General features: G+C 60.7%; 19 protein-coding genes. 13 read left to right on the forward strand and 6 right to left on the reverse strand.

Translation table 11 applies throughout. From position 1 onward, the window contains the following. Window positions 1–4: 4 nt before the first annotated feature. On the reverse strand, window positions 5–1,870 hold the full coding sequence (mutL, locus tag BM062_RS12690) for a DNA mismatch repair endonuclease MutL (protein WP_092397334.1): 1,866 nt from the start codon (window positions 1,868–1,870) through the stop codon (window positions 5–7). A gap of 237 nt (window positions 1,871–2,107) precedes the next feature. Here mutL and BM062_RS12695 point away from each other — a divergent pair, with 237 nt between their 5' ends. Further along, entirely contained in the window at window positions 2,108–2,752 is a 645-nt protein-coding gene (locus BM062_RS12695) for a VTT domain-containing protein (RefSeq protein ID WP_092397336.1), read from the forward strand. A 79-nt stretch (window positions 2,753–2,831) separates the two neighbouring features. Here BM062_RS12695 and BM062_RS12700 read toward each other — a convergent pair whose 3' ends face one another. Together BM062_RS12700 and tsaE are read right to left on the reverse strand one after the other, a co-directional pair. Continuing rightward, on the reverse strand, window positions 2,832–4,178 hold the full coding sequence (locus tag BM062_RS12700) for an N-acetylmuramoyl-L-alanine amidase (RefSeq protein WP_092397338.1): 1,347 nt from the start codon (window positions 4,176–4,178) through the stop codon (window positions 2,832–2,834). Further along, on the reverse strand, window positions 4,142–4,636 hold the full coding sequence (tsaE, locus tag BM062_RS12705) for a tRNA (adenosine(37)-N6)-threonylcarbamoyltransferase complex ATPase subunit type 1 TsaE (protein ID WP_092397340.1): 495 nt from the start codon (window positions 4,634–4,636) through the stop codon (window positions 4,142–4,144). Before tsaE ends, BM062_RS12700 begins: the two co-directional genes overlap by 37 nt. Window positions 4,637–4,707: 71 nt before the next feature. Here tsaE and queG point away from each other — a divergent pair, with 71 nt between their 5' ends. Continuing rightward, complete coding sequence (gene queG, locus BM062_RS12710; protein ID WP_092397342.1) at window positions 4,708–5,814, forward strand: tRNA epoxyqueuosine(34) reductase QueG; 1,107 nt, start codon at window positions 4,708–4,710, stop codon at window positions 5,812–5,814. A 2-nt stretch (window positions 5,815–5,816) separates the two neighbouring features. Here the strand turns inward: queG and BM062_RS12715 are convergent, their stop codons facing one another. Continuing rightward, window positions 5,817–6,710, reverse strand: coding sequence for an AEC family transporter (locus BM062_RS12715; RefSeq protein ID WP_092397344.1), 894 nt, complete (start codon window positions 6,708–6,710; stop codon window positions 5,817–5,819). 519 nt (window positions 6,711–7,229) lie between these two features. On the opposite strand from BM062_RS12715, the gene BM062_RS12720 reads away from it, so the two are divergent. The 9 genes from BM062_RS12720 (at window position 7,230) to lpdA (ending at window position 17,730) form a co-directional block, all read left to right on the forward strand. After that, on the forward strand, window positions 7,230–7,760 hold the full coding sequence (locus tag BM062_RS12720; RefSeq protein ID WP_092397346.1) for a methylated-DNA--[protein]-cysteine S-methyltransferase: 531 nt from the start codon (window positions 7,230–7,232) through the stop codon (window positions 7,758–7,760). Continuing rightward, a complete protein-coding gene (gene xerD, locus BM062_RS12725) occupies window positions 7,757–8,695 on the forward strand; it encodes a site-specific tyrosine recombinase XerD (protein ID WP_092397348.1) in 939 nt (312 codons plus the stop codon). The genes BM062_RS12720 and xerD overlap by 4 nt, the downstream gene beginning before the upstream one ends. A 150-nt stretch (window positions 8,696–8,845) precedes the next feature. After that, window positions 8,846–9,031 (forward strand): hypothetical protein, encoded by a 186-nt coding sequence (locus BM062_RS12730; protein ID WP_092397350.1) that lies wholly within the window; start codon window positions 8,846–8,848, stop codon window positions 9,029–9,031. 114 nt (window positions 9,032–9,145) lie between these two features. Then, on the forward strand, window positions 9,146–9,631 hold the full coding sequence (gene ybaK, locus BM062_RS12735; RefSeq protein WP_092397352.1) for a Cys-tRNA(Pro) deacylase: 486 nt from the start codon (window positions 9,146–9,148) through the stop codon (window positions 9,629–9,631). A gap of 37 nt (window positions 9,632–9,668) precedes the next feature. Then, on the forward strand, window positions 9,669–10,289 hold the full coding sequence (gene plsY / locus BM062_RS12740; RefSeq protein ID WP_092397354.1) for a glycerol-3-phosphate 1-O-acyltransferase PlsY: 621 nt from the start codon (window positions 9,669–9,671) through the stop codon (window positions 10,287–10,289). A 397-nt stretch (window positions 10,290–10,686) separates the two neighbouring features. Next, window positions 10,687–13,383 carry a pyruvate dehydrogenase (acetyl-transferring), homodimeric type gene (gene aceE / locus BM062_RS12745; RefSeq protein WP_092397356.1) on the forward strand — a complete coding sequence of 899 codons (2,697 nt, stop codon included), beginning with the start codon at window positions 10,687–10,689 and terminating at the stop codon, window positions 13,381–13,383. 163 nt (window positions 13,384–13,546) lie between these two features. After that, on the forward strand, window positions 13,547–14,881 hold the full coding sequence (aceF, locus tag BM062_RS12750) for a dihydrolipoyllysine-residue acetyltransferase (RefSeq protein WP_092397358.1): 1,335 nt from the start codon (window positions 13,547–13,549) through the stop codon (window positions 14,879–14,881). 82 nt (window positions 14,882–14,963) lie between these two features. Beyond that, window positions 14,964–15,557, forward strand: coding sequence for an Ntn hydrolase family protein (locus BM062_RS12755; protein ID WP_092397360.1), 594 nt, complete (start codon window positions 14,964–14,966; stop codon window positions 15,555–15,557). A gap of 67 nt (window positions 15,558–15,624) precedes the next feature. Next, window positions 15,625–17,730, forward strand: coding sequence for a dihydrolipoyl dehydrogenase (lpdA, locus tag BM062_RS12760; protein ID WP_092397362.1), 2,106 nt, complete (start codon window positions 15,625–15,627; stop codon window positions 17,728–17,730). 86 nt (window positions 17,731–17,816) lie between these two features. Here lpdA and BM062_RS12765 read toward each other — a convergent pair whose 3' ends face one another. Both BM062_RS12765 and BM062_RS12770 read right to left on the reverse strand, forming a co-directional pair. Further along, a complete protein-coding gene (locus BM062_RS12765) occupies window positions 17,817–18,299 on the reverse strand; it encodes a C40 family peptidase (protein ID WP_092397496.1) in 483 nt (160 codons plus the stop codon). Window positions 18,300–18,333: 34 nt separating this feature from the next. Then, a complete protein-coding gene (locus tag BM062_RS12770) occupies window positions 18,334–19,536 on the reverse strand; it encodes an acetylornithine transaminase (RefSeq protein WP_092397498.1) in 1,203 nt (400 codons plus the stop codon). A gap of 416 nt (window positions 19,537–19,952) precedes the next feature. On the opposite strand from BM062_RS12770, the gene BM062_RS12775 reads away from it, so the two are divergent. Next, window positions 19,953–21,020, forward strand: coding sequence for a hypothetical protein (locus tag BM062_RS12775; protein ID WP_139220040.1), 1,068 nt, complete (start codon window positions 19,953–19,955; stop codon window positions 21,018–21,020). Continuing rightward, a complete protein-coding gene (locus BM062_RS12780) occupies window positions 21,017–21,571 on the forward strand; it encodes a hypothetical protein (protein WP_092397366.1) in 555 nt (184 codons plus the stop codon). Before BM062_RS12775 ends, BM062_RS12780 begins: the two co-directional genes overlap by 4 nt. Window positions 21,572–21,591 lie beyond the last annotated feature (20 nt).

Genomic DNA, 21,591 nt, shown 5'->3' on the forward strand with positions numbered 1-21,591 from the left:
CCGCTTACTGGCCGCGCAAGAATAGTTTGTCCAGGTCGGACAGCGCCAGCTGGCTCCAGGTGGGGCGGCCGTGGTTGCACTGGTCGGCGCGTTCGGTGGCTTCCATTTGCCGCAGCAGGGCGTTCATTTCCGGCGCCGTCAGGCTGCGGTTGGCGCGCACCGCGGTGTGGCAGGCCAGGGTGCCGAGCAGTTCATTGCGCCGTTCGACCAGGACCCGCGAGCCGCCGAATTCGCGGACGTCGCGCAGCACATCGCGCGCCAGCGTTTGCGCATCGGCGTTTTTCAGCAGGGCCGGGACCGAGCGTACGGCCAGCGTGGTGGGCGAAATCGCGGCGATGTCAAAACCTAGCGCATGCAGGGTTTCCTGGTTTTCTTCGGCGGTGCCGACTTCAACCGCGTCGGCAAAGAAGGTGACCGGGATCAGCAGCGGCTGGACCTGCATCGCATCTTCATCCAGCGCGCCTTTCAACTGCTCGTACAGGATGCGTTCATGCGCCGCGTGCATGTCGACCAGCACCAGGCCCTTGGTGTTTTGCGCAAGGATATAGATGCCATGCAGCTGGGCCAGCGCGAAACCGAGCGGGAAGTCGTCGCTCGGCAGCGTCTGGCTGGCAAGCTGCTGCGGTGCTGCCGGATAGGTTGCAGCGCCGCCGGCAGGGTCATTGCCGGTAAACAGCGCGCCGTAATTGGCCATGGTTTGCGCCACGCCATTGGCGGTCGGCGCAAATTGCGGTCCGAATGAAGTCTGCTGCTGCGGCACTTGCGTGTTGGGTTGCAGGATCGCCTGCAAATGTTCTTGCGAGCCGCGGATCCACGGCATCGCGCCGCTGGGCGAGGGCAGCGGCGCCGGCGTCGCGCCGAACGAGGTGGCGGAGGTTTGCGCCAGCGCACGGCTGACTGCATGGAATACAAACTGGTGGACGGAGCGGCTGTCGCGGAAGCGCACTTCGATTTTCGATGGATGCACGTTGACGTCGACCAGCGCCGGGTCGAGGTCCAGTCCCAGCACATACGACGGGTAGCGGTCGCCGTGTAGCACGTCCTGGTAAGCGGCGCGCACGGCGTGCACCAGCAGCTTGTCGCGCACGAAACGGCCGTTGACGTAGAAATACTGGGCGTCGGCGCGCGCCTTGGAGGCGGTCGGCAAGCCGACAAAACCGTGCAGGCGCAGCGGTCCGGCGCCTTCATCGAGCGCCAGGCGGGCGTTGGCAAATTCGTTGCCGAGGATGCTGGCGCTGCGTTTGGCGATTTCGGTGATGTTCCAGTGGTCGACGGTCTTGCCGTTATGCGTCAGCGAAAACGATACATCCGGCCGCGCCAACGCGATGCGCCGCACTACTTCGGCGCAGTGGCCGAATTCGGTCTGCTCCGATTTGAGGAACTTGCGCCTGGCCGGGGTATTGAAATACAAATCCTGGACGTCGACCGTGGTGCCTTGGGCGCCGGACGACGGCGTCACGGCCAGCGTGCTGCCGTCGATTTCCGAGGCGTGGCCGGCATCGGCGGTGCGCGAGGTCAGGGTCAGCTGCGATACCGAGGCGATGGACGCCAGCGCTTCGCCGCGGAATCCCAGCGTGGCGACATTTTCCAGGTCGTGCAGCGAACTGATTTTTGAGGTGGCGTGGCGCGCCAGCGCCAGCGGCAATTGTTCCGGCGCAATGCCGCGGCCGTTGTCGGTGATGGCGATGCGTTTGACGCCGCCTTGTTCCAGCCGCACCGTGATTTGGGTGGCGCCTGCGTCCAGCGCGTTTTCCAGCAATTCCTTGACCACGGCGGACGGCCGTTCGACCACCTCGCCTGCCGCGATTTGCGAAATCAGGTTGTCGGGCAGCTGCTGGATGGCGCGGATAGGGGAGAGCGGTGGATTCATGCAGCGATTATACCGAAGCCGGAGCCAGCGGTTGTTTGCGCGCGCGCCGGCGCAGGCAATTGCCAAATCTAAGTTTGCGCTGTCTTTGGTAGTGTATTATTCCGGCGCTACCTGAGGAAAAGCGCGCCGGGCTTCCTGGCGATGCTGTTGTCGAACGGGTGAACTTTATTCAACAAAGGAAAGTCAGTGTGCATAAGACTTTTCAATCATAAAGCGGTTAACTGAGGAACACGGACTATGGACTTCATGCAATTCATCGACATCATCCTGCATGTCGATAAATCCCTCGGCTTCTTGATCAAGGAATATGGCGCCTTGATCTACATGGTCCTGTTCCTGATAGTTTTTTGCGAAACCGGCCTGGTGGTCCTGCCGTTCCTGCCTGGCGATACGCTGTTATTCATCGGCGGCGCGTTTTGCGCAACCGGCGAGATGAACATCTGGGCCCTGATGGCTTTGCTGGTCATCGCCGCCACTACCGGCAACACGCTCAATTACTGGATAGGCAGCCTGATCGGGCACAAGGTCTACACCCATGACTATCGATGGCTGGACAAGAAGGCTTTGCAAAAGACCCACGCGTTCTATGAGCACCATGGCGGCAAAACCATCATCCTGTCGCGCTTCGTGCCTATCGTGCGGACTTTCGCGCCGTTCGTGGCCGGGGTGTCGGAAATGACTTTCTCCAAATTCCAGTTCTTCAATATTACCGGCGCCCTGATCTGGGTGGTAGGCCTGGTGTCGGCCGGTTACTTCTTCGGTAATATTCCCGTCATCCGCGATCATTTGAACACCATCGTGCTGATCGGGGTCGGCGCGGCGGTAGTGCCGGTGGCGCTGGGCGGACTGTGGAAGTTCTACAAGAAAATGCGCGGCGCGTAAGCGCTGGCGACGCCGGATGAAAAAAGGGCGCGCTGCAAGTTTGCAGCGCGCCCTTTTTGTTTGGTGCCGGCCTGGCAGCTTAGGTCAGGCGATTCCTTGCCAGCGGCGGGTTGTGGGCAAAGTACTTCTTGATCCCTTTCAGGACTGCGTCCGCCATCTGGTCCTGGTAAGCGTTATCGGTCAGCCTGGCTTCTTCTTCCGGATTGGAAATGAACGCGGTTTCAATCAGGATGCTCGGGATGTCCGGCGCTTTCAGCACGGCAAAACCAGCCTGTTCCACCGCGCCCTTGTGCAGCTTGTTGATGCCGCCGATCTCACTCAGCACTGCGCTGCCGAGCTTCATGCTGTCGTTGATCTGCGCCGTGGTCGATAGGTCCAGCAGCACGCTGGCCAGCTGGCGGTCGTGGCTCTTGATGTTGATGCCGCCGATCAGGTCGGCCGAGTTTTCCTTGTTGGCCAGCCAGCGCGCGGCGGTGGAGCTGGCGCCTTTCTCCGACAAGGCAAACACTGAGGAGCCGCGTGCGGTCGGCGTGACAAAGGCGTCGGCATGGATGGAGACGAACAGGTCGGCCTGCACTTTCCGGGCCTTTTGCACGCGCACGCCGAGCGGCACGAAAAAATCCGCGTCGCGCGTCAGCATCACGCGCATGTTCGGCTGCTGCTCGATCTTGGCCTTGAGCCGCTTGGCGATCGACAGCACTACGTCTTTTTCGCGATTGCCGCCGCGCCCCGTGGCGCCCGGATCTTCGCCGCCATGGCCGGGATCGAGGGCAATCGTGATCATGCGGGTCAGCGTCGGCGTCTTGTCCGGCTTCGGATCGGCCTTGGCGACTTGCGGCGGTTCAGGCTGCGGCTGCAGCGGCGGTTTTTGCTCCTGCGGTTTGGTTTGCGCCACCGGCGGCGTAATTTCACCTGGCGTGGAGGAAGGCCATTCGCCTTTTTCAATCATCGCCTGGATCGGATCTGGCGGGTTGACCGGATACAGGTCGAACACCAGCCGATGCTGATAGCCGCCCACCGGCGCCAGGGTGAACACCTGCGGTGTGACTTCTTCCTTGAGGTCGAACACCAGCCGCACCACATTCGGGCGGTTCTGGCCGACCCGGACTTGCTTGATGTAAGGATCGTTAGGCTGGATCTTGGCGACCAGTTCCTTCAAGGTCGGATTGAGTTCGATGCCTTCGATGTCGACCACCATGCGGTCCGGGTTCTGCACCAGGAAATGGGTGGTTTTCAGTTCAGCGTCGTTTTCCAGCGTGACGCGGGTGTAGTCTTCCGCCGGCCAGACCCGTACCGCGACAATTTGCGCGGCGCGCGCCGAGAGTGGCGCCAGGACTGAAATGAGCAAAGTACCGCCGGCCTTGAGTACGGTGCGGCGGATTTTTGATTTTAGAGGTTTGGCGCAAATTTCAGTCGAGCGAGACATTGACTACCCTTATCAGATAACGCCTGCAATTCTACATCACGTCCCTTGTCGGAAACACGGGAAACGCTGAGTAATACACTGATGTCGGGCGGCGGCAACGCGCTATCGGCTTTTTCCGGCCATTCGACGATACAGATGGTGTCGGGATTGAAGTATTCGCGGAAGCCGGCTTCCAGGAATTCGTCCGCGCTGGCCATCCGGTACAAGTCGAAATGCATCACTTCGACCGCCTGTTGGGCTATCTGGATCGTATAAGGTTCCACCAAGGTGTAAGTAGGGCTTTTGACGTGGCCCTGGTAGCCGGCGGCATGCAGCAAGGCGCGGGTCAGCGCGGTCTTGCCGGCGCCCAGGTCGCCGTGCAGGTGGATCGCCAGCCCGGGCAGCAAGGCCCTGGCCAATGCGGCGCCGAGCGCGCCGGTTCCGGCCTCGTCATGCAGGTGGGTTGTAAAATGCTGCATCTCGTCACATAGTCCTTTGTATCAAATCTTTCTTTCAAGTCTTTCTGAAGTCTTTTTGAAACGCACCAGCCATGGCAGTAATCGACCAGGATTTAACCGCGCTAGCCGCCACCATCAAAGCGTGGGGGCGGGAGCTTGGCTTCGCCGATATCCGCATCAGCGATGTCGACCTGGCGCAGCAAGAGGCCGGTTTCGAGGCTTGGCTTGCGCTCGGTTATCACGGTGACATGGATTATATGGCAGCGCACGGAATGAAGCGCGCCCGGCCTGCCGAACTGGTGCCCGGCGCGATCCGGGCCATCGCGGTGCGCATGGATTACCTGCCGCGCGCCTACCAGGACGACCAGGGCAGCTGGCGCCCGCGCGAGCAGGCGCGGCTGGCGCCGGCGGCCGCCGGCAGCGCCACCGTTTCGCTGTATGCGCGCGGCCGCGATTATCACAAGGTGCTGCGTTCGCGCCTGCAGCAGTTGGCCGATCGCATCAAGGGCGAGATCGGCGAATTCGGTTATCGCGTGTTTACCGATTCGGCGCCGGTGATGGAGGTGGCGCTGGCGCAGAAAGCCGGCCTGGGCTGGCGCGGCAAGCACACCTTGCTGCTTAATCGCGAGGCCGGCTCGTTTTTCTTCCTTGGCGAAATCCTGACTGACCTGCCGCTGCCGGTCGACCCGGCCATCAGTTCGCATTGCGGGCAATGCAGCGCCTGTATCGATGTCTGTCCGACCAAGGCGATTGTCGGCCCTTACCGGCTCGACGCCCGCCGTTGCATCTCTTACCTGACGATCGAATTGAAAGGCAGCATCCCGGTGGAACTGCGGCCCCTGATCGGCAACCGCGTCTATGGCTGCGACGATTGCCAGCTGTTCTGCCCATGGAACAAGTTTGCGCAACCGTCGACGCTGGGCGATTTCGACGTCCGCAACGGCCTCGACCAGGCTACGCTGGTGGAATTGTTCGGCTGGAGCGAGGAACAGTTCAACAGCCGCATGGAAGGCAGCCCGATCCGCCGCATCGGCTACCAGCGCTGGCTGCGCAATATGGCGGTCGGCCTTGGCAATACCGCGGCGGCCGGCGCCGCTACGCCGGAGATCATCGCCGCCTTGCAGCAGCGCAGAGACGATCCGTCCGAACTGGTGCGCGAGCACGTGGCGTGGGCATTGCAGCAGCACGGCATCGATTAACCTCAGTGCTGCAGCACCCACAGCCAGAACGGCAAGGTCAGCGCCGACAGCATGGTGCCGGCGGAAATCATGAACGCCACCAGCGGACCGTTGCCGCCCATCCTGGCGGCCAGGATGTAAGCGCTGGAGGCGGTAGGCAGGGCGCAAAACAGCACCACCAGCTGCAATTGCGATGGCGCCAGTCCCAGCCACTGCCCCAGCAGCCAGGCTATGGTCGGCAGCGCCAGCAGCTTGACCACCAGGAAATATCCGGCCAGCGCCTTGGCCCGGTGCACGCCGCTCAGGCGCAGGCCCGCCCCCACCAGCAGCAAACCCAGCGCCAGTGCGGCGTTGCCGAGCCGCGACAGGACCGCTCCCGCCACTTCCGGCAGCGGCAGTCCGGACAGGCTGTACAAGAGGCCGCAAGCGGTGGCGATCAGCAGGGGATTGCGCGCCAGTTCCTTGAACAGGCCGCCGCTTTTGTGCGCCAAGGCATGCACCGCTGCCAGGTTGCACAGGGGCACGCCAAAGCCGATCAGCATCGCCATCATGCCGGTGGCCTGCTCGCCGCCCAGCCTGGCAGCCAGGGCCAGCGCCATGTACGAATTGAAACGATAGCCGGTTTGCATGCCGGATTCGTAATCCATGGGCGCCGCCTTGATCCACGGTTTGCCCAGCCAGGTGAGGAGGATGGCGCCGAGCAGCGCGCCCATGCCGACCATCAGCATCTTGCCGCTGGTGTCGAAGCTGAGCGGTGTGCGCGCGGTGGAGTAAAACAGCAGGGCGGGGAACAGCAGGAAATACACCAGCTTTTCCGCCCCGGTCCAGAACTCGGCGCCCCAATTGCTGATGCGGTGCAGCACGGCTCCCAGCAAGATTAGCGAAAAATCAGGAAACAACAGATTGACGATATACATGGAGTGGCGGATATTGTTAGAAAGCGGGCTGGATTGTCGACATGTTGGACATTCCTGAGTAATTCCCGGGGCCAGGCGTTGAAGTTAGTTTCCGTGTGGAAAATCTGCCGAAATTGCTGAGTATTAGTTTGATAAGGGTTTAGTGTAAACCTATGTTGTTTAGTCAAAATGATTCATATAAATTATTTGTTAAATCCGGGTAACACCTGTTACAGTGCGACCACACTAGAGATTGCAGCTTGCAAAAGCGGCAATTTCGCAGCGGGCTGAAGCGGATTGCGGTTTCCGGCAAGTGGCTTTATCTGGTACAGAATTTAGATCCGCGTCCGGCAAAGGAATTTGCCAACGAGGTTGTAAAAACGGGATTGTAGGTGGTGGTGCATAAGAACGGTATTGATACCGGGGATACTGAGGAGACCGTGCATTCCGAATGAAGCTGTCTAAACAGCCGGGAGTGCATAACGAAGTAATTTGAGGCGCATCGACACAGATGCGCCTTTTTTATTTTATGCTTGCGGTATGAATATAATTCCCGGCAGTCCCGTAAAGCGCACCGGCGGTCAGCTGCCCGCACAGCATTTCACTGCGGTGGTCGCCGCGCCGTTCGGTGCGATGGGCATACGCACTGAAGCTGGCCTGTTGCAGGAACTGGTCTATCTCCCTCCTTCTTTCCACGAAAAAGACGCCACCGATGCCCTGGCCGAACGTGCGGTCAAGCAGATCTGCCGTTACCTGGAACAACCGGATTTTCGCTTCGACCTGCCCCTGGCCCCGCTAGGCACCGCGTTCCAGCACAAAGTGTGGAAGGCGATTGCGGCGATCCCGCGCGGGGAAGTGCTCACTTACGGCCAGGTTGCCAAGCTGGTGGAATCGGCGCCGCGCGCGGTTGGGCAAGCTTGCGGCTCCAACTGGTTTCCGCTGGTGATCCCTTGCCACCGGGTGACCGCGGCCGGCGGGATTGGCGGCTTTTCCCATCACGACGAGGCGGATGGTTTCCATCTGCGGGTCAAGCGCTGGCTGCTGGAGCACGAAGGCGTGGTCGGCCTGTGACCAGGTCCAAGGCCGGGAGCGAGGCCAAGCCGGCGCTTGGCGCCGAACATCAAACTGCAATCGACGAATTCTGCGACAGCTTGTGGCTGGAAGACGGCCTCGCCAAGAACTCGCTGGAGGCGTACCGGCGCGACATGACCCTGTTTGCGCTATGGCTGCAGGAACAGCCGGACGGCAAGTCCCTGTTTGCGGTCCATGCCGGCGACCTGAACGCCTATTTCCTGGCCAGGCATGACAGCAGCAAGGCCACTTCCTCGAATCGGCGCCTGGCGGTGCTGAAGCGCTTCTACCTGCTGGCCTTGCGGCAAAACCGGGTCAGCGCCGATCCTTGCCTGCATCTGCGTTCGGCCAAGCAGGCGCCGCGCTTTCCCAAGGTCTTGTCCGAAATCCAGGTGGAAGCGCTGCTGGCGGCGCCCGACGTCGCCACGCCGCTTGGCCTGCGCGACCGCACCATGCTGGAGCTGATGTACGCCAGCGGTTTGCGGGTATCCGAGTTGGTGCTGCTGAAATCGCTGGAAGTCGGCATGAACGAAGGCGTGCTGCGGATTACCGGCAAGGGCAGCAAGACTCGCTTGCTGCCGTTCGGCGAAGAGGCGCGCAACTGGATCGTGCGTTACCTGAAAGATGCGCGCGGCCAGATCATGAATGGCCAGATGGACGACGCCTTGTTCGTGACGGCGCGCGGCGGCGCCATGACGCGCCAGATGTTCTGGACCCTGATCAAGAAGTACGCCGCCAAGGCGGCCATCAACGCGCCCTTGTCGCCGCATACCTTGCGCCATGCATTTGCCACCCACCTGCTGAACCACGGCGCCGATTTGCGTGTAGTGCAGCTGCTGCTGGGGCACGCTGACATATCGACCACCCAGATTTATACCCATGTGGCGCGCGAGCGCCTGAAGGCCCTCCATGCGGCGCATCATCCGCGCGGCTGAAATCCTGGGGCTGGATGGAGGGTGGAGGTGGATGAGTTCGTTTTATTTTATTGCCATATTGTAATTTTCTTCGGATTGAATTCTGCATCCTCCCAATTATTCTCCTGTATCCTGTACTACATCATTCAAGAGTCTATTTAGGGGGCGCAATTGGCAAAAACGAATTTTCAGTATGAAAAACGGCAGAAAGAATTAGAAAAGAAAAAAAAGAAGGAAGAAAAACTGAAGCGCAAGCTGGAGAAGGGCTCTTCCACCGAAGTTGAGACAGAGGATACGGCCGACTCCGAACTGCCGGCGAGCGGCGAACCTGCTTCCGATGAGCCTAAGCAGCCTTAAGCGCTGCCTGTCCGCTCAGCGCAGATCAGCGGCAAGGACTGTCGCTGCATCGGGGCTGGCGAAAACATGATGTGCAAGCAGGCGCTCCGGCCCGCTGCATTCAAGTAACCCGGTATGACAAAACATATTTCAGAGACCCCGGCGACGCAGTTCTTGCGCAAGCACGGCGCGGTCTTTTCAGAGCATCCCTATGCATATGAGGAACATGGCGGCACCACGGTATCGGCGCGCGCGCTGGGCGTGGACGAGCACCATGTGGTGAAGACGCTGGTGATGCAGGACGAGGCGGCCAAGCCGCTGATCATCCTGATGCATGGCGACCGCAAGGTGTCGACCAAGAACCTGGCGCGGCAGATCGGCTGCAAATCGGTGGAACCCTGCAAGCCTGAGGTGGCGAACCGCCATTCGGGCTACCTGATCGGCGGCACGTCGCCGTTCGCTACCCGCAAGGCGCTGCCGGTGTATATCGAAGAGAGCATCCTGGCCCTGCAGAAGATATATATTAACGGTGGCCGGCGCGGCTACCTGGTCGGCATGGCGCCGCAAGACGCGGCCGGCCTGCTGCATGCAAAAGCAGTCCGCTGCGCGCTGGACGAATAGGTCCTGGACCACTCAAATACAAAAGAAAGAGACACGCATGTATACATTGTTATTCGCGATTGCCGCCTACCTGATCGGTTCGGTGTCGTTCGGCATCATCACCAGCAAATTGTTCGGGCTGGGAGATCCGCGCACCTACGGTTCGAATAACCCCGGCGCCACCAATGTCCTGCGCAGCGGCAACAAGACCGCGGCTGCCCTGACACTGCTCGGCGACGGTTTCAAGGGCTGGCTGGCGGTATGGCTGACGCAAAGATACGGGCCGCAGTTCGGCCTTGAAGACGGCGCGGTGGCGCTGGCCGCGGTGGCGGTCTTCCTTGGGCATCTATGGCCGGTGTTTTTCCGTTTTGCCGGCGGCAAGGGCGTGGCCACCTTGTTCGGCATTTTGTTCGGCATCAGCCTTTGGCTGGGCCTGGCGACTATCGCAACCTGGCTGATCGTGGCTTATGCGTTCCGTTATTCCTCGCTGGCGGCCCTGGTCGCCAGCGTCTTCGCGCCTTTCTTCTATGCGCTGATGGAAGGGCCGGACATGATCCTGCTGGCGATCGTGGTGATGAGCGCCTTGCTGATCTATCGCCATGCCAAGAATATCGGCAATCTGCTGGCCGGCAAGGAAAGTCGCATCGGCGCCAAGAAAAAAGGTGGCAAGGCCGCTTAAGCGAAATCGGGAACCGATTTCCCGGGCATAAAAAGCGCTAGCCAATTCTGGTTTAGCGCTTTTTTACTTAGATTTCCGCTAGTTCTTATATCGAATTAGCTATAAGTCGAATTTTAATAGTGTTTATATATAATTATTGTTGCGTTGCGCCATGCAAAATGTGTCCGAGATTCATGTTTTCGACTCCATGACGAGGGAAAGTGAAGGCGCTGTTTTATGCTAATTTGCCTTGCTATGCAGCATATTTTCATATTGTGAAATTGAATATCGCTATTTGGAAATCAAAAAAACTCCTGTTAGAATTTGGCACCCGTCTACATAGTGACGTAGATGCTTGCGACCCAACCCGCAAGTCCGGTGTCAGATCGGACAAGCGCACATATTCAGGAGACTCAGCATGTCAGCCCAGCTCGACCAGGTTTTGGCCCAGGCCGCCAACGATCCAGATGTCATTGAAACCCAAGAATGGCTTGATGCGCTAGAAGCTGTCATTGAAACCGAGGGCCCTGAACGCGCCCATTACCTGATGGAAAGAATGGTCGACCTGGCCCGCCGCCGCGGCGCCCAGATCCCGTTTTCCAGCAATACCGCATACGTCAACACCATTCCTGCCCACATGGGCGAGCATTGCCCGGGCGACCTCGAGATCGAAGAGCGCCTGCGTTCGTGGATGCGCTGGAATGCGATGGCGATGGTGGTCAAGGCCAACCGCCTCGACGGCGACCTCGGCGGCCACCTCTCCAGCTTTGCCTCGCTGGCCAACATGCTGGGCATCGGCTTCAACCATTTCTGGCATGCACCTTCTGAAAACCACGGTGGCGACCTGCTGTACATCCAGGGCCACTCGTCGCCAGGCATCTACGCCCGCGCTTTCCTCGAAGGCCGCCTGACGGAAGAACAGCTGCTGCACTTCCGCCGCGAAGTCGACGGCAACGGCCTGTCCTCATACCCGCATCCGAAGCTGATGCCGGATTTCTGGCAATTCCCCACCGTATCGATGGGCCTGGGCCCGCTGATGGCGATCTACCAGGCGCGTTTCCTGAAGTACCTGCATGCACGCAGCATCGCCGATACCGCCAACCGCAAGGTCTGGGCTTTCTGCGGCGACGGCGAGATGGACGAACCGGAATCGATGGGCGCCATCGGCATGGCCGGCCGCGAACGCCTGGACAACCTGGTGATGGTGGTCAACTGCAACCTGCAGCGCCTGGACGGTCCGGTGCGCGGCAACGGCAAGATCATCCAGGAACTGGAAAGCGATTTCCGCGGCGCCGGCTGGAACGTGGTCAAGGTGATCTGGGGCGCCGGCTGGGACGACCTGCTGGCGCGCGACAAGGAAGGCATCCTGCAGCGCGTGATGATGGAAACCGTCGACGGCGAATACCAGAACTACAAGGCCAAGGACGGCGCATTCGTGCGCAAGCATTTCTTCGGCAAGCATCCGAAACTGCTGGAACTGGTCAGCAAGATGTCGGACGACGACATCTGGCACCTGACCCGCGGCGGCCACGATCCGCACAAGATCTACGCTGCCTTCAAGGTAGCGCAGGAACACAAGGGCCAGCCTACCGTCTTGCTGGTCAAGAGCATCAAGGGCTACGGCTTCGGCAAATCGGGCGAAGCGCGCAACACCGCGCACAACACCAAGAAGCTCGACGACGAAGCCATCAAGGCCATGCGCGACCGCTTCCAGCTGCCGATTTCCGACGACCAGCTGCCTGACGTGCCGTTCTTCAAGCCGTCCGACGACACCCCGGAAATGCAATACCTGCACGCCCGCCGCAAAGCGCTGGGCGGCTACCTGCCGCAGCGCCGCCAGAAAGCCGACGAAGTGCTGGTGGTGCCGGAACTGTCCGCATTCAAGGGCGCGCTGGAACCGACCGCGGAAGGCCGCGAGATTTCCACCACCCAGGCTTACGTGCGCATCCTGAACACCCTGCTGCGCGACCCGAGCCTGGGCCAGCGCGTCGTGCCTATCATGGTCGACGAATCGCGTACTTTCGGCATGGAAGGCTTGTTCCGCCAGATCGGCATTTTCAGCCAGGTCGGCCAGCTGTACGAGCCGGTCGATAAAGACCAGGTGATGTACTACCGTGAAGACAAGGCCGGCCAGATCCTGCAGGAAGGCATCAACGAAGCCGGCGGCATGAGCTCGTGGATTGCCGCGGCAACTTCGTACTCGACCAACAACCGGGTCATGATCCCGTTCTACACTTATTACTCGATGTTCGGCCTGCAGCGTATCGGCGACCTGGCATGGGCAGCCGGCGACATGCGCGCCCGCGGCTTCCTGCTGGGCGGCACCGCCGGCCGCACCACGCTCAACGGCGAAGGCTTGCAGCACGAAGACGGCCACAGCCACGTGCTGGCGTCGACCATCCCGAACTGCGTGCCTTACGATCCGACCTTCTCGCACGAAGTGGCGGTCATCATGCATGACGGCCTGCGCCGCATGGTCACCAACCAGGAAGACGTGTTCTACTACCTGACCCTGATGAACGAGAACTACAGCCATCCAGGCCTGAAGGAAGGCCAGGAAGAGGGCATCATCAAGGGCCTCTACCTGCTGCAGGAAGGCGGCAAGAAGAACAAGCAGCGCGTGCAGCTGATGGGTTCCGGCACCATCCTGCGCGAAGTCATCGAAGGCGCAGCCTTGCTGGCCAGCGACTGGGGCGTGGACGCCGATGTCTGGTCGGCGCCGTCGTTCACCCTGCTGGCGCGCGACGGCCAGGACGTGGAACGCTGGAACATGCTGCACCCGACGGACGCTCCGCGCGTGGCGCACATCACCCAGTGCCTGAAAGACACCGCCGGTCCGATCATCGTTTCCACCGACTACATGCGTACTTTTGCTGAGCAAGCGCGTGCTTTCATTCCTGCCGGCCGTACTTACAAGGTGCTGGGCACGGACGGCTTCGGCCGTTCCGACACACGCGCCAAGCTGCGTGAATTCTTTGAAGTCAACCGTTATTATGTAGCGGTGGCGGCATTGAAGGCATTGGCCGACGAAGGCAAGATCAAAGCCTCGGTTGTCGCCGATGCCATTACCAAGTATGGTATCAATCCGGAGAAGCCGAATCCGGTCACGCAATAAGGTACTGGTCTTGATATCTGGATAACAAGCAGCAATACGCAAGATACGTAAGAGTAACCAAGCCAGTATTAAAATTTCCACGGCTGTCATGCGCGGGCCTGAATTTTCTGAAAGGAAACTCAGGCCCGCGATGTGCAGCGGGCAGAATGAATGGAGCTAAGCGATGAGTATGGTGGAAGTCAAAGTCCCGGATATCGGCGACGTCAGTGAAGTTGAAGTCATTGAATTGATGGTGAAAGTCGGCGACACGGTAAAGGTAGACCAGTCGCTGATCACCGTCGAATCCGACAAGGCCAGCATGGAAATCCCGTCCAGCCATGCGGGCGTGATCAAGGAATTGAAAGTCAAGCTGGGCGACAAGGTCAAGGAAGGCACGCTGGTGCTGGTGCTGGAAGCCGATGCGGCGGCCGGCGCTCCTGCCAGCGCCCCGGCTGCGGCAGCGCCGGCGCCGGCCGCGGCAGCTCCGGCCCCAACCCCTGCGCCAGCAGCGGCAGAAAACAAACCGACTCCAGCAGCTGCGCCCGCTCCGGCGGCGCCGGCACCGGCGCACGCCAGCGGCGGCATCCCGCATGCATCGCCGTCGGTGCGCAAGTTCGCGCGCGAACTGGGTGTTGACCTGAGCAAGGTCGCCGGCACCGGCATCAAGGCCCGCATCACCCACGAAGATGTACAGAATTACGTCAAGGGCGTGATCTCCGGCGCGGCCGGCGGCAGCGCTGCCGCTGCGGGCAGCAAGGGCGGCAGCGGCGTCGGCCTGGACCTGCTGGCATGGCCGTCGCTGGACTTCAGCAAACAGGGGCCGACCGAGTTGCTGCCGCTGTCGCGCATCAAGAAGCTCAGCGGTCCGAACCTGCATCGCAACTGGGTCATGATCCCGCACGTCACGCAATTCGACGAAGCCGACATCACCGAACTGGAAGAATTCCGCAAGCAAGCCAACGACAGCTTCGCCAAGGCCAAGTCGCCGGTCAAGCTGACCATGCTGGCGTTCGTGATCAAAGCCAGCGTCGCGGCGCTGAAGAAATTCCCGGCATTCAACGCTTCGCTCGACGGCAAGGGTGAAAACCTGATCCTCAAGCAGTACTACAACATCGGTTTTGCTGCCGATACGCCGAATGGCCTGGTGGTGCCGGTGATCAAGGATGCCGACAAGAAAGGCATCAGCCAGATTGCCTTGGAAATGGGCGAACTGTCCGCACAGGCGCGCGAAGGCAAGCTGAAGCCGGCCGACATGCAAGGCGCGACCTTCACGATTTCGTCGCTGGGCGGCATCGGCGGCACGGCATTTACGCCGATCATCAATGCGCCTGAAGTCGCCATCCTGGGCTTGTCGAAAGCGTCGATGAAACCGGTATGGGACGGCAAGCAGTTCGTGCCGCGCCTGATGATGCCGACCTCCCTGTCCTATGACCACCGCGTGGTCGACGGCGCCATGGGTGCGCGTTTCAGCGTCTACCTGGCTGAAGTGCTGGCCGACATGCGCAAGACACTGTTGTGATGCCAGGCGGCGTCGGCTGAAAGAGCAGCGTGTTTCAGCCGGCGCCGCTTGCGGTCAATTGGCATACAGATGGAGAGCAATTATGACTACCTGCGTTGTCGTCAAAAAAAATGGGCAGATCGCGATTGCATCGGACTCGCTGGTGACTTTCGGCGATACCCGCTTGTCGCATGCCTATGAGGTCAACAACAAGATATTCCAGATCGGCGAATCGTATATCACGCTGGCCGGCACCGCCGCGCATTTTCCCGTGATGCGCAAGCTGCTGACGGGGATGGGCGAAGAGTGCAAGCTGAATAGCCGCGATGAGGTGTTCGATACCTTTTCCAAGGTGCACACCATCCTCAAGGACCAGTATTTCCTGAACACCAAAGAGGATGAAGACGACCCTTACGAGTCGTCGCAGATCACTGCCCTGGTTGCCAATCCTTACGGCATCTTCGGCGTGTATTCGTATCGCGAGGTATTCAGTTTCGACCGTTTCTGGGGCATAGGCAGCGGCCGCAATTTCGCCCTGGGCGCGATGTATGCGGTGTATGACAAGGACGTCAGCGCGCAGCATATCGCCGAGGTAGGGATTCATGCCGGCGTTGAATTCGATAAAAGTTCTGCCATGCCCTTGCGCATCCACAGTTTTGAAATGAAATTGCCGCCTGGCGCGTCGCCGGACGCGTAAGCGGCGCGCAGCATACAACATCACACATTTTTCCTCCCGACGGAGGAGCGAGCATGGAGCAAACGCTATGAGCATGGTTGAAGTCAAAGTCCCGGATATCGGCGACGTCAAGGATGTAGAAGTCATCGAACTGATGGTCAAGGTGGGCGATACCGTCAAGGTCGACCAGTCGCTGATCACGGTCGAATCGGACAAGGCCAGCATGGAAATCCCTTCCAGCCAGGCCGGCGTCATCAAGGAAATCAAGGTCAAGGTAGGCGACAAGGTCAGCGAAGGTTCGCTGATGCTGGTGCTGGAAGCCGCCGGCGCCGCGGCTGCAGCTGCAGCGCCCGCCGCCGCGCCGGCGCCGGCTCCGGTTGCTGCCGCAGCAGCGCCTGCAGCCGCGGCGCCTGCCGCATCCGGCGCCGCCGGCATCGTCGAGATCAAGGTGCCGGATATCGGCGATGTCAAGGATGTCGATGTCATCGAACTGATGGTCAAGGCCGGCGACAGCGTCAAGGTCGACCAGTCGCTGATCACGGTCGAATCGGACAAGGCAAGCATGGAAATTCCTTCCAGCCACGCCGGCGTGATCAAGGAAGTCAAGGTCAAGGTGGGCGACAAGGTCAGCGAAGGTTCGCTGATCCTGGTGCTGGAAACTACCGGCGCCGCTGCCGCCGCGCCGGCAGTGGCGCCTTCTGCTCCGGCAGCCGCGCCTGCGGCGCCTGCCGTGGCCGCTCCCGCCGCCGTCAGTTTCGCCGGCAAGGTCGATGTCGAATGCGACACCATGGTGCTGGGCGCCGGCCCCGGCGGTTATACCGCGGCTTTCCGCGCCGCCGACCTCGGCCAGAGCGTGGTGATGATCGAGCGCTATCCTAGCCTGGGCGGGGTTTGCCTGAACGTCGGCTGTATCCCGTCCAAGGCATTGCTGCATGCAGCCAAGGTGATTACCGAAGCCGAGGAGATGGCGCATTTCGGCGTCAAGATGTCGGCGCCGGAAATCGATATCGATGCCCTGCGCGGCTGGAAGGAAAGCGTCATCAAGAAACTGACCGGCGGCTTGTCCGGCCTGTCCAAGGCGCGCAAAGTGCAGGTGCTGACCGGCAAGGGTGAATTCAGCTCGGCCAATACGATTACCGTGGCCACTGCCGAGGGGCCGAAAGTGGTCGGCTTCAAGAATGCGATCATCGCCGCCGGTTCGTCGGTTGCCCGCATTCCCGGTTTCCCGTACGACGATCCGCGCCTGATCGATTCCACCGGCGCGCTGGAACTGCGCCAGATCCCGAAGAAGCTGCTGGTCATCGGCGGCGGCATCATCGGCCTCGAAATGGCTTGCGTCTATGACGCGCTCGGCTCCAAGGTAACCGTGGTCGAATTTGCCGACGGCCTGATTCCGGCAGCGGACCGCGATGTGGTCAAGCCGCTGCAGAAACGCATCGAAAAACGCTACGAAGCGATTTACCTGAAAACCAAGGTGACCAAGCTGGAAGCCCTGAAAGAAGGCTTGCGCGCAACGTTTGAAGGCGCCGACAGCAGCTCTCCCGCAGCACCGGAACCGCAGCTGTACGACATGGTGCTGGTGGCAGTAGGCCGCCGTCCCAACGGCAAGGAAATCGCCGCCGAAAAAGCCGGCGTGATCGTCAACGAGCGCGGTTTCATCCCGGCCAGCAAGCAGCAGCGCACCAACGTGCCGCATATCTTCGCCATCGGCGATATCTGCGGCGATCCGATGCTGGCCCACAAAGCCACCAACGAAGCCAAGGTTGCCGCCGAAGTGATCGCCGGCCACAAGGTCGAGTTCGATGCGATGACGATTCCTTCGGTGGCCTACACCGATCCGGAAATCGCATGGATGGGCTTGACCGAAACCGAAGCCAAGGCCAAGGGCATTCCTTTCGAAAAAGCCAATTTCCCGTGGGCGGCAAGCGGCCGCGCGCTGGCGATGGGACGTGACGACGGCATGACCAAGCTGTTGTGGGATCCGGCTACCAAGCGCATCATCGGCGCCGGCATTGTCGGCGTGAATGCCGGCGAACTGCTGGCGGAAACCGTGCTGGCGATGGAAATGGGCGCCGACCTGGAAGACCTGGCGCTGACCATCCATGCGCATCCGACCTTGTCGGAAACGCCGATGTTTGCGGCAGAGATGGGCCTGGGTACGATTACCGACCTGTTCATTCCGAAGAAGAAATAAGACGGACGCTGTCCGCATGTAAAAAAAAGCCGTTCCGGTTGATTCCGGAACGGCTTTTTTATTTGTGGCAGCAATCAGTTGCAAGCCTAATCGAAATACCGGCGCACTGCCTCGAAGCGTGTTGCGTAATACCGGTTGTCGAGACGGTCTATGCGCACCTTGCCGTTGGTCGAAGGCGCGTTGATGAAACGGCCGTCGCCGATATAAATGCCGACATGGGAAAAAGCCCGGTTCATCGTGTTGAAGAAAACCAGGTCCCCGGGGCGCAGCTCAGTCCTGGAGATGGCTCGGCCTTGGCGCGCAATGTCTGCCGCGCTGCCGCTGACCTTGAGTCCCGCCGCCTGCCTGTACACGTAACTGACCATGCCGCTGCAATCGAGCCCGGCTTCCGGATTCTTGCCGCCGAAACGGTAGTTGGTGTCGATCAGGCCCAGCGAATAGATGACGATGTCGTTGCCTTTATCGCTGACCGGTGTGTCGTCGGCCGAGCCCGGGCGTACCGAGCCGGTTCCGCCGCAGGCTGCCAGCAACAGCGCCAGGCAACAAATAAGAAGGTTTTTTATCGTCATCAGGTACATCGCTCCAGACAGGTTTGACCGGGTCTCATTTCTCCAGCTTGCTTAACACGTCCGACAGCATGGCGATCATCTGGTCGATTTCGGCGATCGTCACGTTCAGCGCCGGCATGAAACGCAGCAGGTTAGGGCGCGGCGAATTGAGCAGCAAGCCTACCGGATTCATGTCGCGTGCGATATCGACGATCTGCGGTCCGATATCCTTGCCCAGCTTCAGCGCCCGCAGCAAACCTTCGCCCCGCTCGCCTTCGAGTCCGTGTTTCGCAGTTAGTTTCAGCAGCTCGCTGCTCAGGTAGGCGCCCTTGTCTTTCACCGATTGCAGGAAACCCGGCGCCAGCAAGGCCCTGATCACCGCGACGCCGACTGCCGTCATCAGCGGATTGCCATTGTAAGTGCCGCCCTGGTCGCCGGCTTCGAAGCAGGCGATCTCTTCGCGCGCCAGCAGCGCCGCCAGCGGCACGCCACCGCCTATGCCTTTGCCCAGGGTCATGATGTCCGGCGTGATGCCCGACAGCTGGTAAGCGAACAGTTCGCCGGTGCGGCCCATGCCGGATTGCACTTCATCGACGATCAGCAGGATGCCGCGCTGCTTGGTCAGTTCGCGCAAGCCTTGCATGAATTCGCGGCTGGCCGGGATCACGCCGCTTTCGCCTTGCACCGGCTCCAGCATGACGGCCACGGTCTTGTCGTTGATCAGGCTCTCGACGCTGGCCAGGTCGTTCAGTTCCGCTTTCGGGAAACCCGGCACTTGCGGTGCAAAAATGGTGTCCCAGCCCGGCTTGCCGCTGGCCGACATGGTCGCCAGCGTGCGGCCGTGGAAGCTGTGGTTGAAAGTGATGATCTCGAAGCGATGCTGGCCCGCCTGGTTCGGATTCTTCTTGCCCCATTTGCGCGCCAGCTTGATCGCGCCTTCATTGGCTTCGGCGCCGCTATTGGTGAAGAACACACGGTCGAAACAGGAATTGGCGGTCAGCAGGCCGGCCAGTTCGATCGACGGTGCGTTGTAGAAAGCAGGCGAAGGATTGAGGATCTTTTTCGACTGCGCCAGCAGCGCATCCTGGATGCATTGCGGCGAGTGGCCCAGCGCATTGACGGCCCAGCCCTGCAGATAATCCAGGTAGCGTTTGCCGGTGTGATCCGTCATCCACATGCCGTCGCCTTCGGTAAACACCAGGGGCGGGCGGTTGGTGATGTACATCAGGTCGTTAACCGGGTATTCGCTGAATTCCACGCTGTGTTCCATATGGCTACTCCAAATAAGGGCAAAAAAAAACCACAGGCAGCGCCTGTGGCTTCGTGATCAATCGACGGTCACGCGCACGGCTTACCTGGCAGAGGCAATGGGTTACGGCGTCGCAACAATGTTCGGATCATGTTCATGACGCAAATATTAGGACTTTTTGTGTGGTGCGTCAAAAAAAATTTGCACTGCTGTGGCCGCCGGCCAAGGGCGATATCCCGTCGTCTGCCCGCGGCAGGCCGCAACGGCCGGGACCTGGTAACGAAATGATTAAAATAGTTCTCAAAAAGCAATTAAATCTGATATCTTCCACAATCATGCTTTTGAGCAATCCAATGCCGTAATGCCTGGCGCGGGGCGGAGGTTGAAATCGCTGCCGTCCTGGCCACCCCCCGAGGAGGTGCATTGTGCCATTTCCCCCTAGCAAATCATTCAAGCCATCGCAACCGCTGGTGATGCATCACCTCATGCTGCTGCAAGGGGGGCAGCTTACCTGGATAGGCCGTTCGGCGTTCGACCGTGGGCGCAATGTCTGGAGCGGCGCGCTGAAAGGGAATCCCGATGCGCTGCCTGATCCTCTGTCCGCCGCTGCCGATCTGTTCGAGCGCACGCCGCGCGGCCGCATAAAATTCGCCGACAAGCTGACCGTGCTGCTCGGTTATCCCTATGTGCGGCACGCGGTGCTGCCGTGGCGAGCGGGGCTGGCGCGGACGGCAGACTGGCAAGGTTATGCCAATGCTGTATTTGACGAGCAGGACGGCAGCGCCTATCCGGGCCGCCAGGTGGTGGTCGATCCCGCACCGTCCGGCCAGCCGCGGCTGGCGGCGGCAACCGATGCCGCGCTTGTGCAGGGTTTGCAGGCGCTGGCCAAGATGCACGGGCTGCGCCTGGTTTCTTGCATGTCGTTGCTGACAGCCGCCGTGCAGCGCCACTGGAACATGCTGGAAGACGATTGCGTGCTGAGCCTGCCGCAGCACGATGCGCTCGAATGCCTGTTCAGGAAACAAGGGATATGGCAGGGCGTGTGCGGCATGCCGGTGGCGCGGGATGCGGCGTTGGTGGACTGTATCGCCGCTGCCGCATTGCTGGCCCGGGCTGGCGACGATGCCGGTCCGGTGCTGGCGGTAACGCCATTTTCCAGCAGCCCGCGCCAGGCGCAAGATAGTTCCTCCTCGGTACGCTGGCTGGCAGCGGCGCACCCGTGGCTGCAAAGCAGCCAATATCACCCTGACGGCTCCAGCCGCACCTATGCCCGCGGCCCGGCGTTTGCCGCGCCGGCCAGCCGGCCCCAATCGCCGGCGGCTCGCTATAAGTGGGGATACTGGGCCGCGGACAATCTGGTGGCGGAGCAGTCCGGGCGCTATGGCGCATGGGGCAACCTGGCATGGCGCCAGCCCTTGCGCTGTTCCTCCCATGGCGTCGCTTATGCCAGGCCAGGCTTGCCATTCGGACCCTGGCTAGAGAGGCAGCCATGAGCGATGTGCGCCAGCGAGTCAAGCTGAGGACAGCGGACGACAGCCCGGTGCTGGATTTTGTGAGTCCGCAAACGCATTCCGGCATACCCTTGATGTTGCTGGGAATCCTGATGGCAGGGGTACTTGCATTTTTGGGACTTAGGCACTGGCAGCAAGCGGATGTACCAGGGGCCGCCACGCTTGAACCTCCTGCGAAGATACTGGCTGTGAAGAATGCCGAAGCTGAGGGGAAAATCCAGCTCCCGCCCATCGCGGCTGCAGCCGATCAGGCAAGCGGCGGCAGGACGGACGAGCCTGTCGCCAGCGGCAGGTTGCCGGCACGGGATGACAAGGGAAAGGCTGGTTCCAAGACGCGGCCGAAGCAGCGCCGGCCGTTACCGCATCCGCCATCGCGGATGCTGGCCGCAAGCGTGAACAAGCCTGTCAGCCAGGTGACGCCGGAAGCCATGGCTACGAGATCGGAGCAGCCCGATCCCGGCCAGCAGCGGATAGTCATGCATGAAGTGACGCTCACGCGCCATGTGCGCCTGACGGCCGGCTCCCTCAACTAGGTTGAGGGCGCGCAGCCCAG

Source organism: Collimonas sp. OK412, from assembly GCF_900112135.1.
Classification (GTDB): Bacteria; Pseudomonadota; Gammaproteobacteria; order Burkholderiales; family Burkholderiaceae_D; genus Collimonas; species Collimonas rhizosphaerae.

Excerpts from the sequence above, each read along its gene's own strand:
- lpdA (WP_092397362.1), top strand. The coding sequence starts at position 15,625 with ATGAGCATGGTTGAAGTCAAAGTCCCGGATATCGGCGACGTCAAGGAT.
- BM062_RS12720 (WP_092397346.1), top strand. The coding sequence starts at position 7,230 with ATGAATATAATTCCCGGCAGTCCCGTAAAGCGCACCGGCGGTCAGCTG.
- BM062_RS12780 (WP_092397366.1), top strand. The coding sequence starts at position 21,017 with ATGAGCGATGTGCGCCAGCGAGTCAAGCTGAGGACAGCGGACGACAGC.
- queG (WP_092397342.1), top strand. The coding sequence starts at position 4,708 with ATGGCAGTAATCGACCAGGATTTAACCGCGCTAGCCGCCACCATCAAA.
- aceE (WP_092397356.1), top strand. The coding sequence starts at position 10,687 with ATGTCAGCCCAGCTCGACCAGGTTTTGGCCCAGGCCGCCAACGATCCA.
- BM062_RS12765 (WP_092397496.1), bottom strand. The coding sequence starts at position 18,299 with ATGACGATAAAAAACCTTCTTATTTGTTGCCTGGCGCTGTTGCTGGCA.
- mutL (WP_092397334.1), bottom strand. The coding sequence starts at position 1,870 with ATGAATCCACCGCTCTCCCCTATCCGCGCCATCCAGCAGCTGCCCGAC.
- ybaK (WP_092397352.1), top strand. The coding sequence starts at position 9,146 with ATGACAAAACATATTTCAGAGACCCCGGCGACGCAGTTCTTGCGCAAG.
- BM062_RS12700 (WP_092397338.1), bottom strand. The coding sequence starts at position 4,178 with ATGTCTCGCTCGACTGAAATTTGCGCCAAACCTCTAAAATCAAAAATC.
- tsaE (WP_092397340.1), bottom strand. The coding sequence starts at position 4,636 with ATGCAGCATTTTACAACCCACCTGCATGACGAGGCCGGAACCGGCGCG.
- aceF (WP_092397358.1), top strand. The coding sequence starts at position 13,547 with ATGAGTATGGTGGAAGTCAAAGTCCCGGATATCGGCGACGTCAGTGAA.
- BM062_RS12715 (WP_092397344.1), bottom strand. The coding sequence starts at position 6,710 with ATGTATATCGTCAATCTGTTGTTTCCTGATTTTTCGCTAATCTTGCTG.
- plsY (WP_092397354.1), top strand. The coding sequence starts at position 9,669 with ATGTATACATTGTTATTCGCGATTGCCGCCTACCTGATCGGTTCGGTG.
- BM062_RS12695 (WP_092397336.1), top strand. The coding sequence starts at position 2,108 with ATGGACTTCATGCAATTCATCGACATCATCCTGCATGTCGATAAATCC.
- BM062_RS12755 (WP_092397360.1), top strand. The coding sequence starts at position 14,964 with ATGACTACCTGCGTTGTCGTCAAAAAAAATGGGCAGATCGCGATTGCA.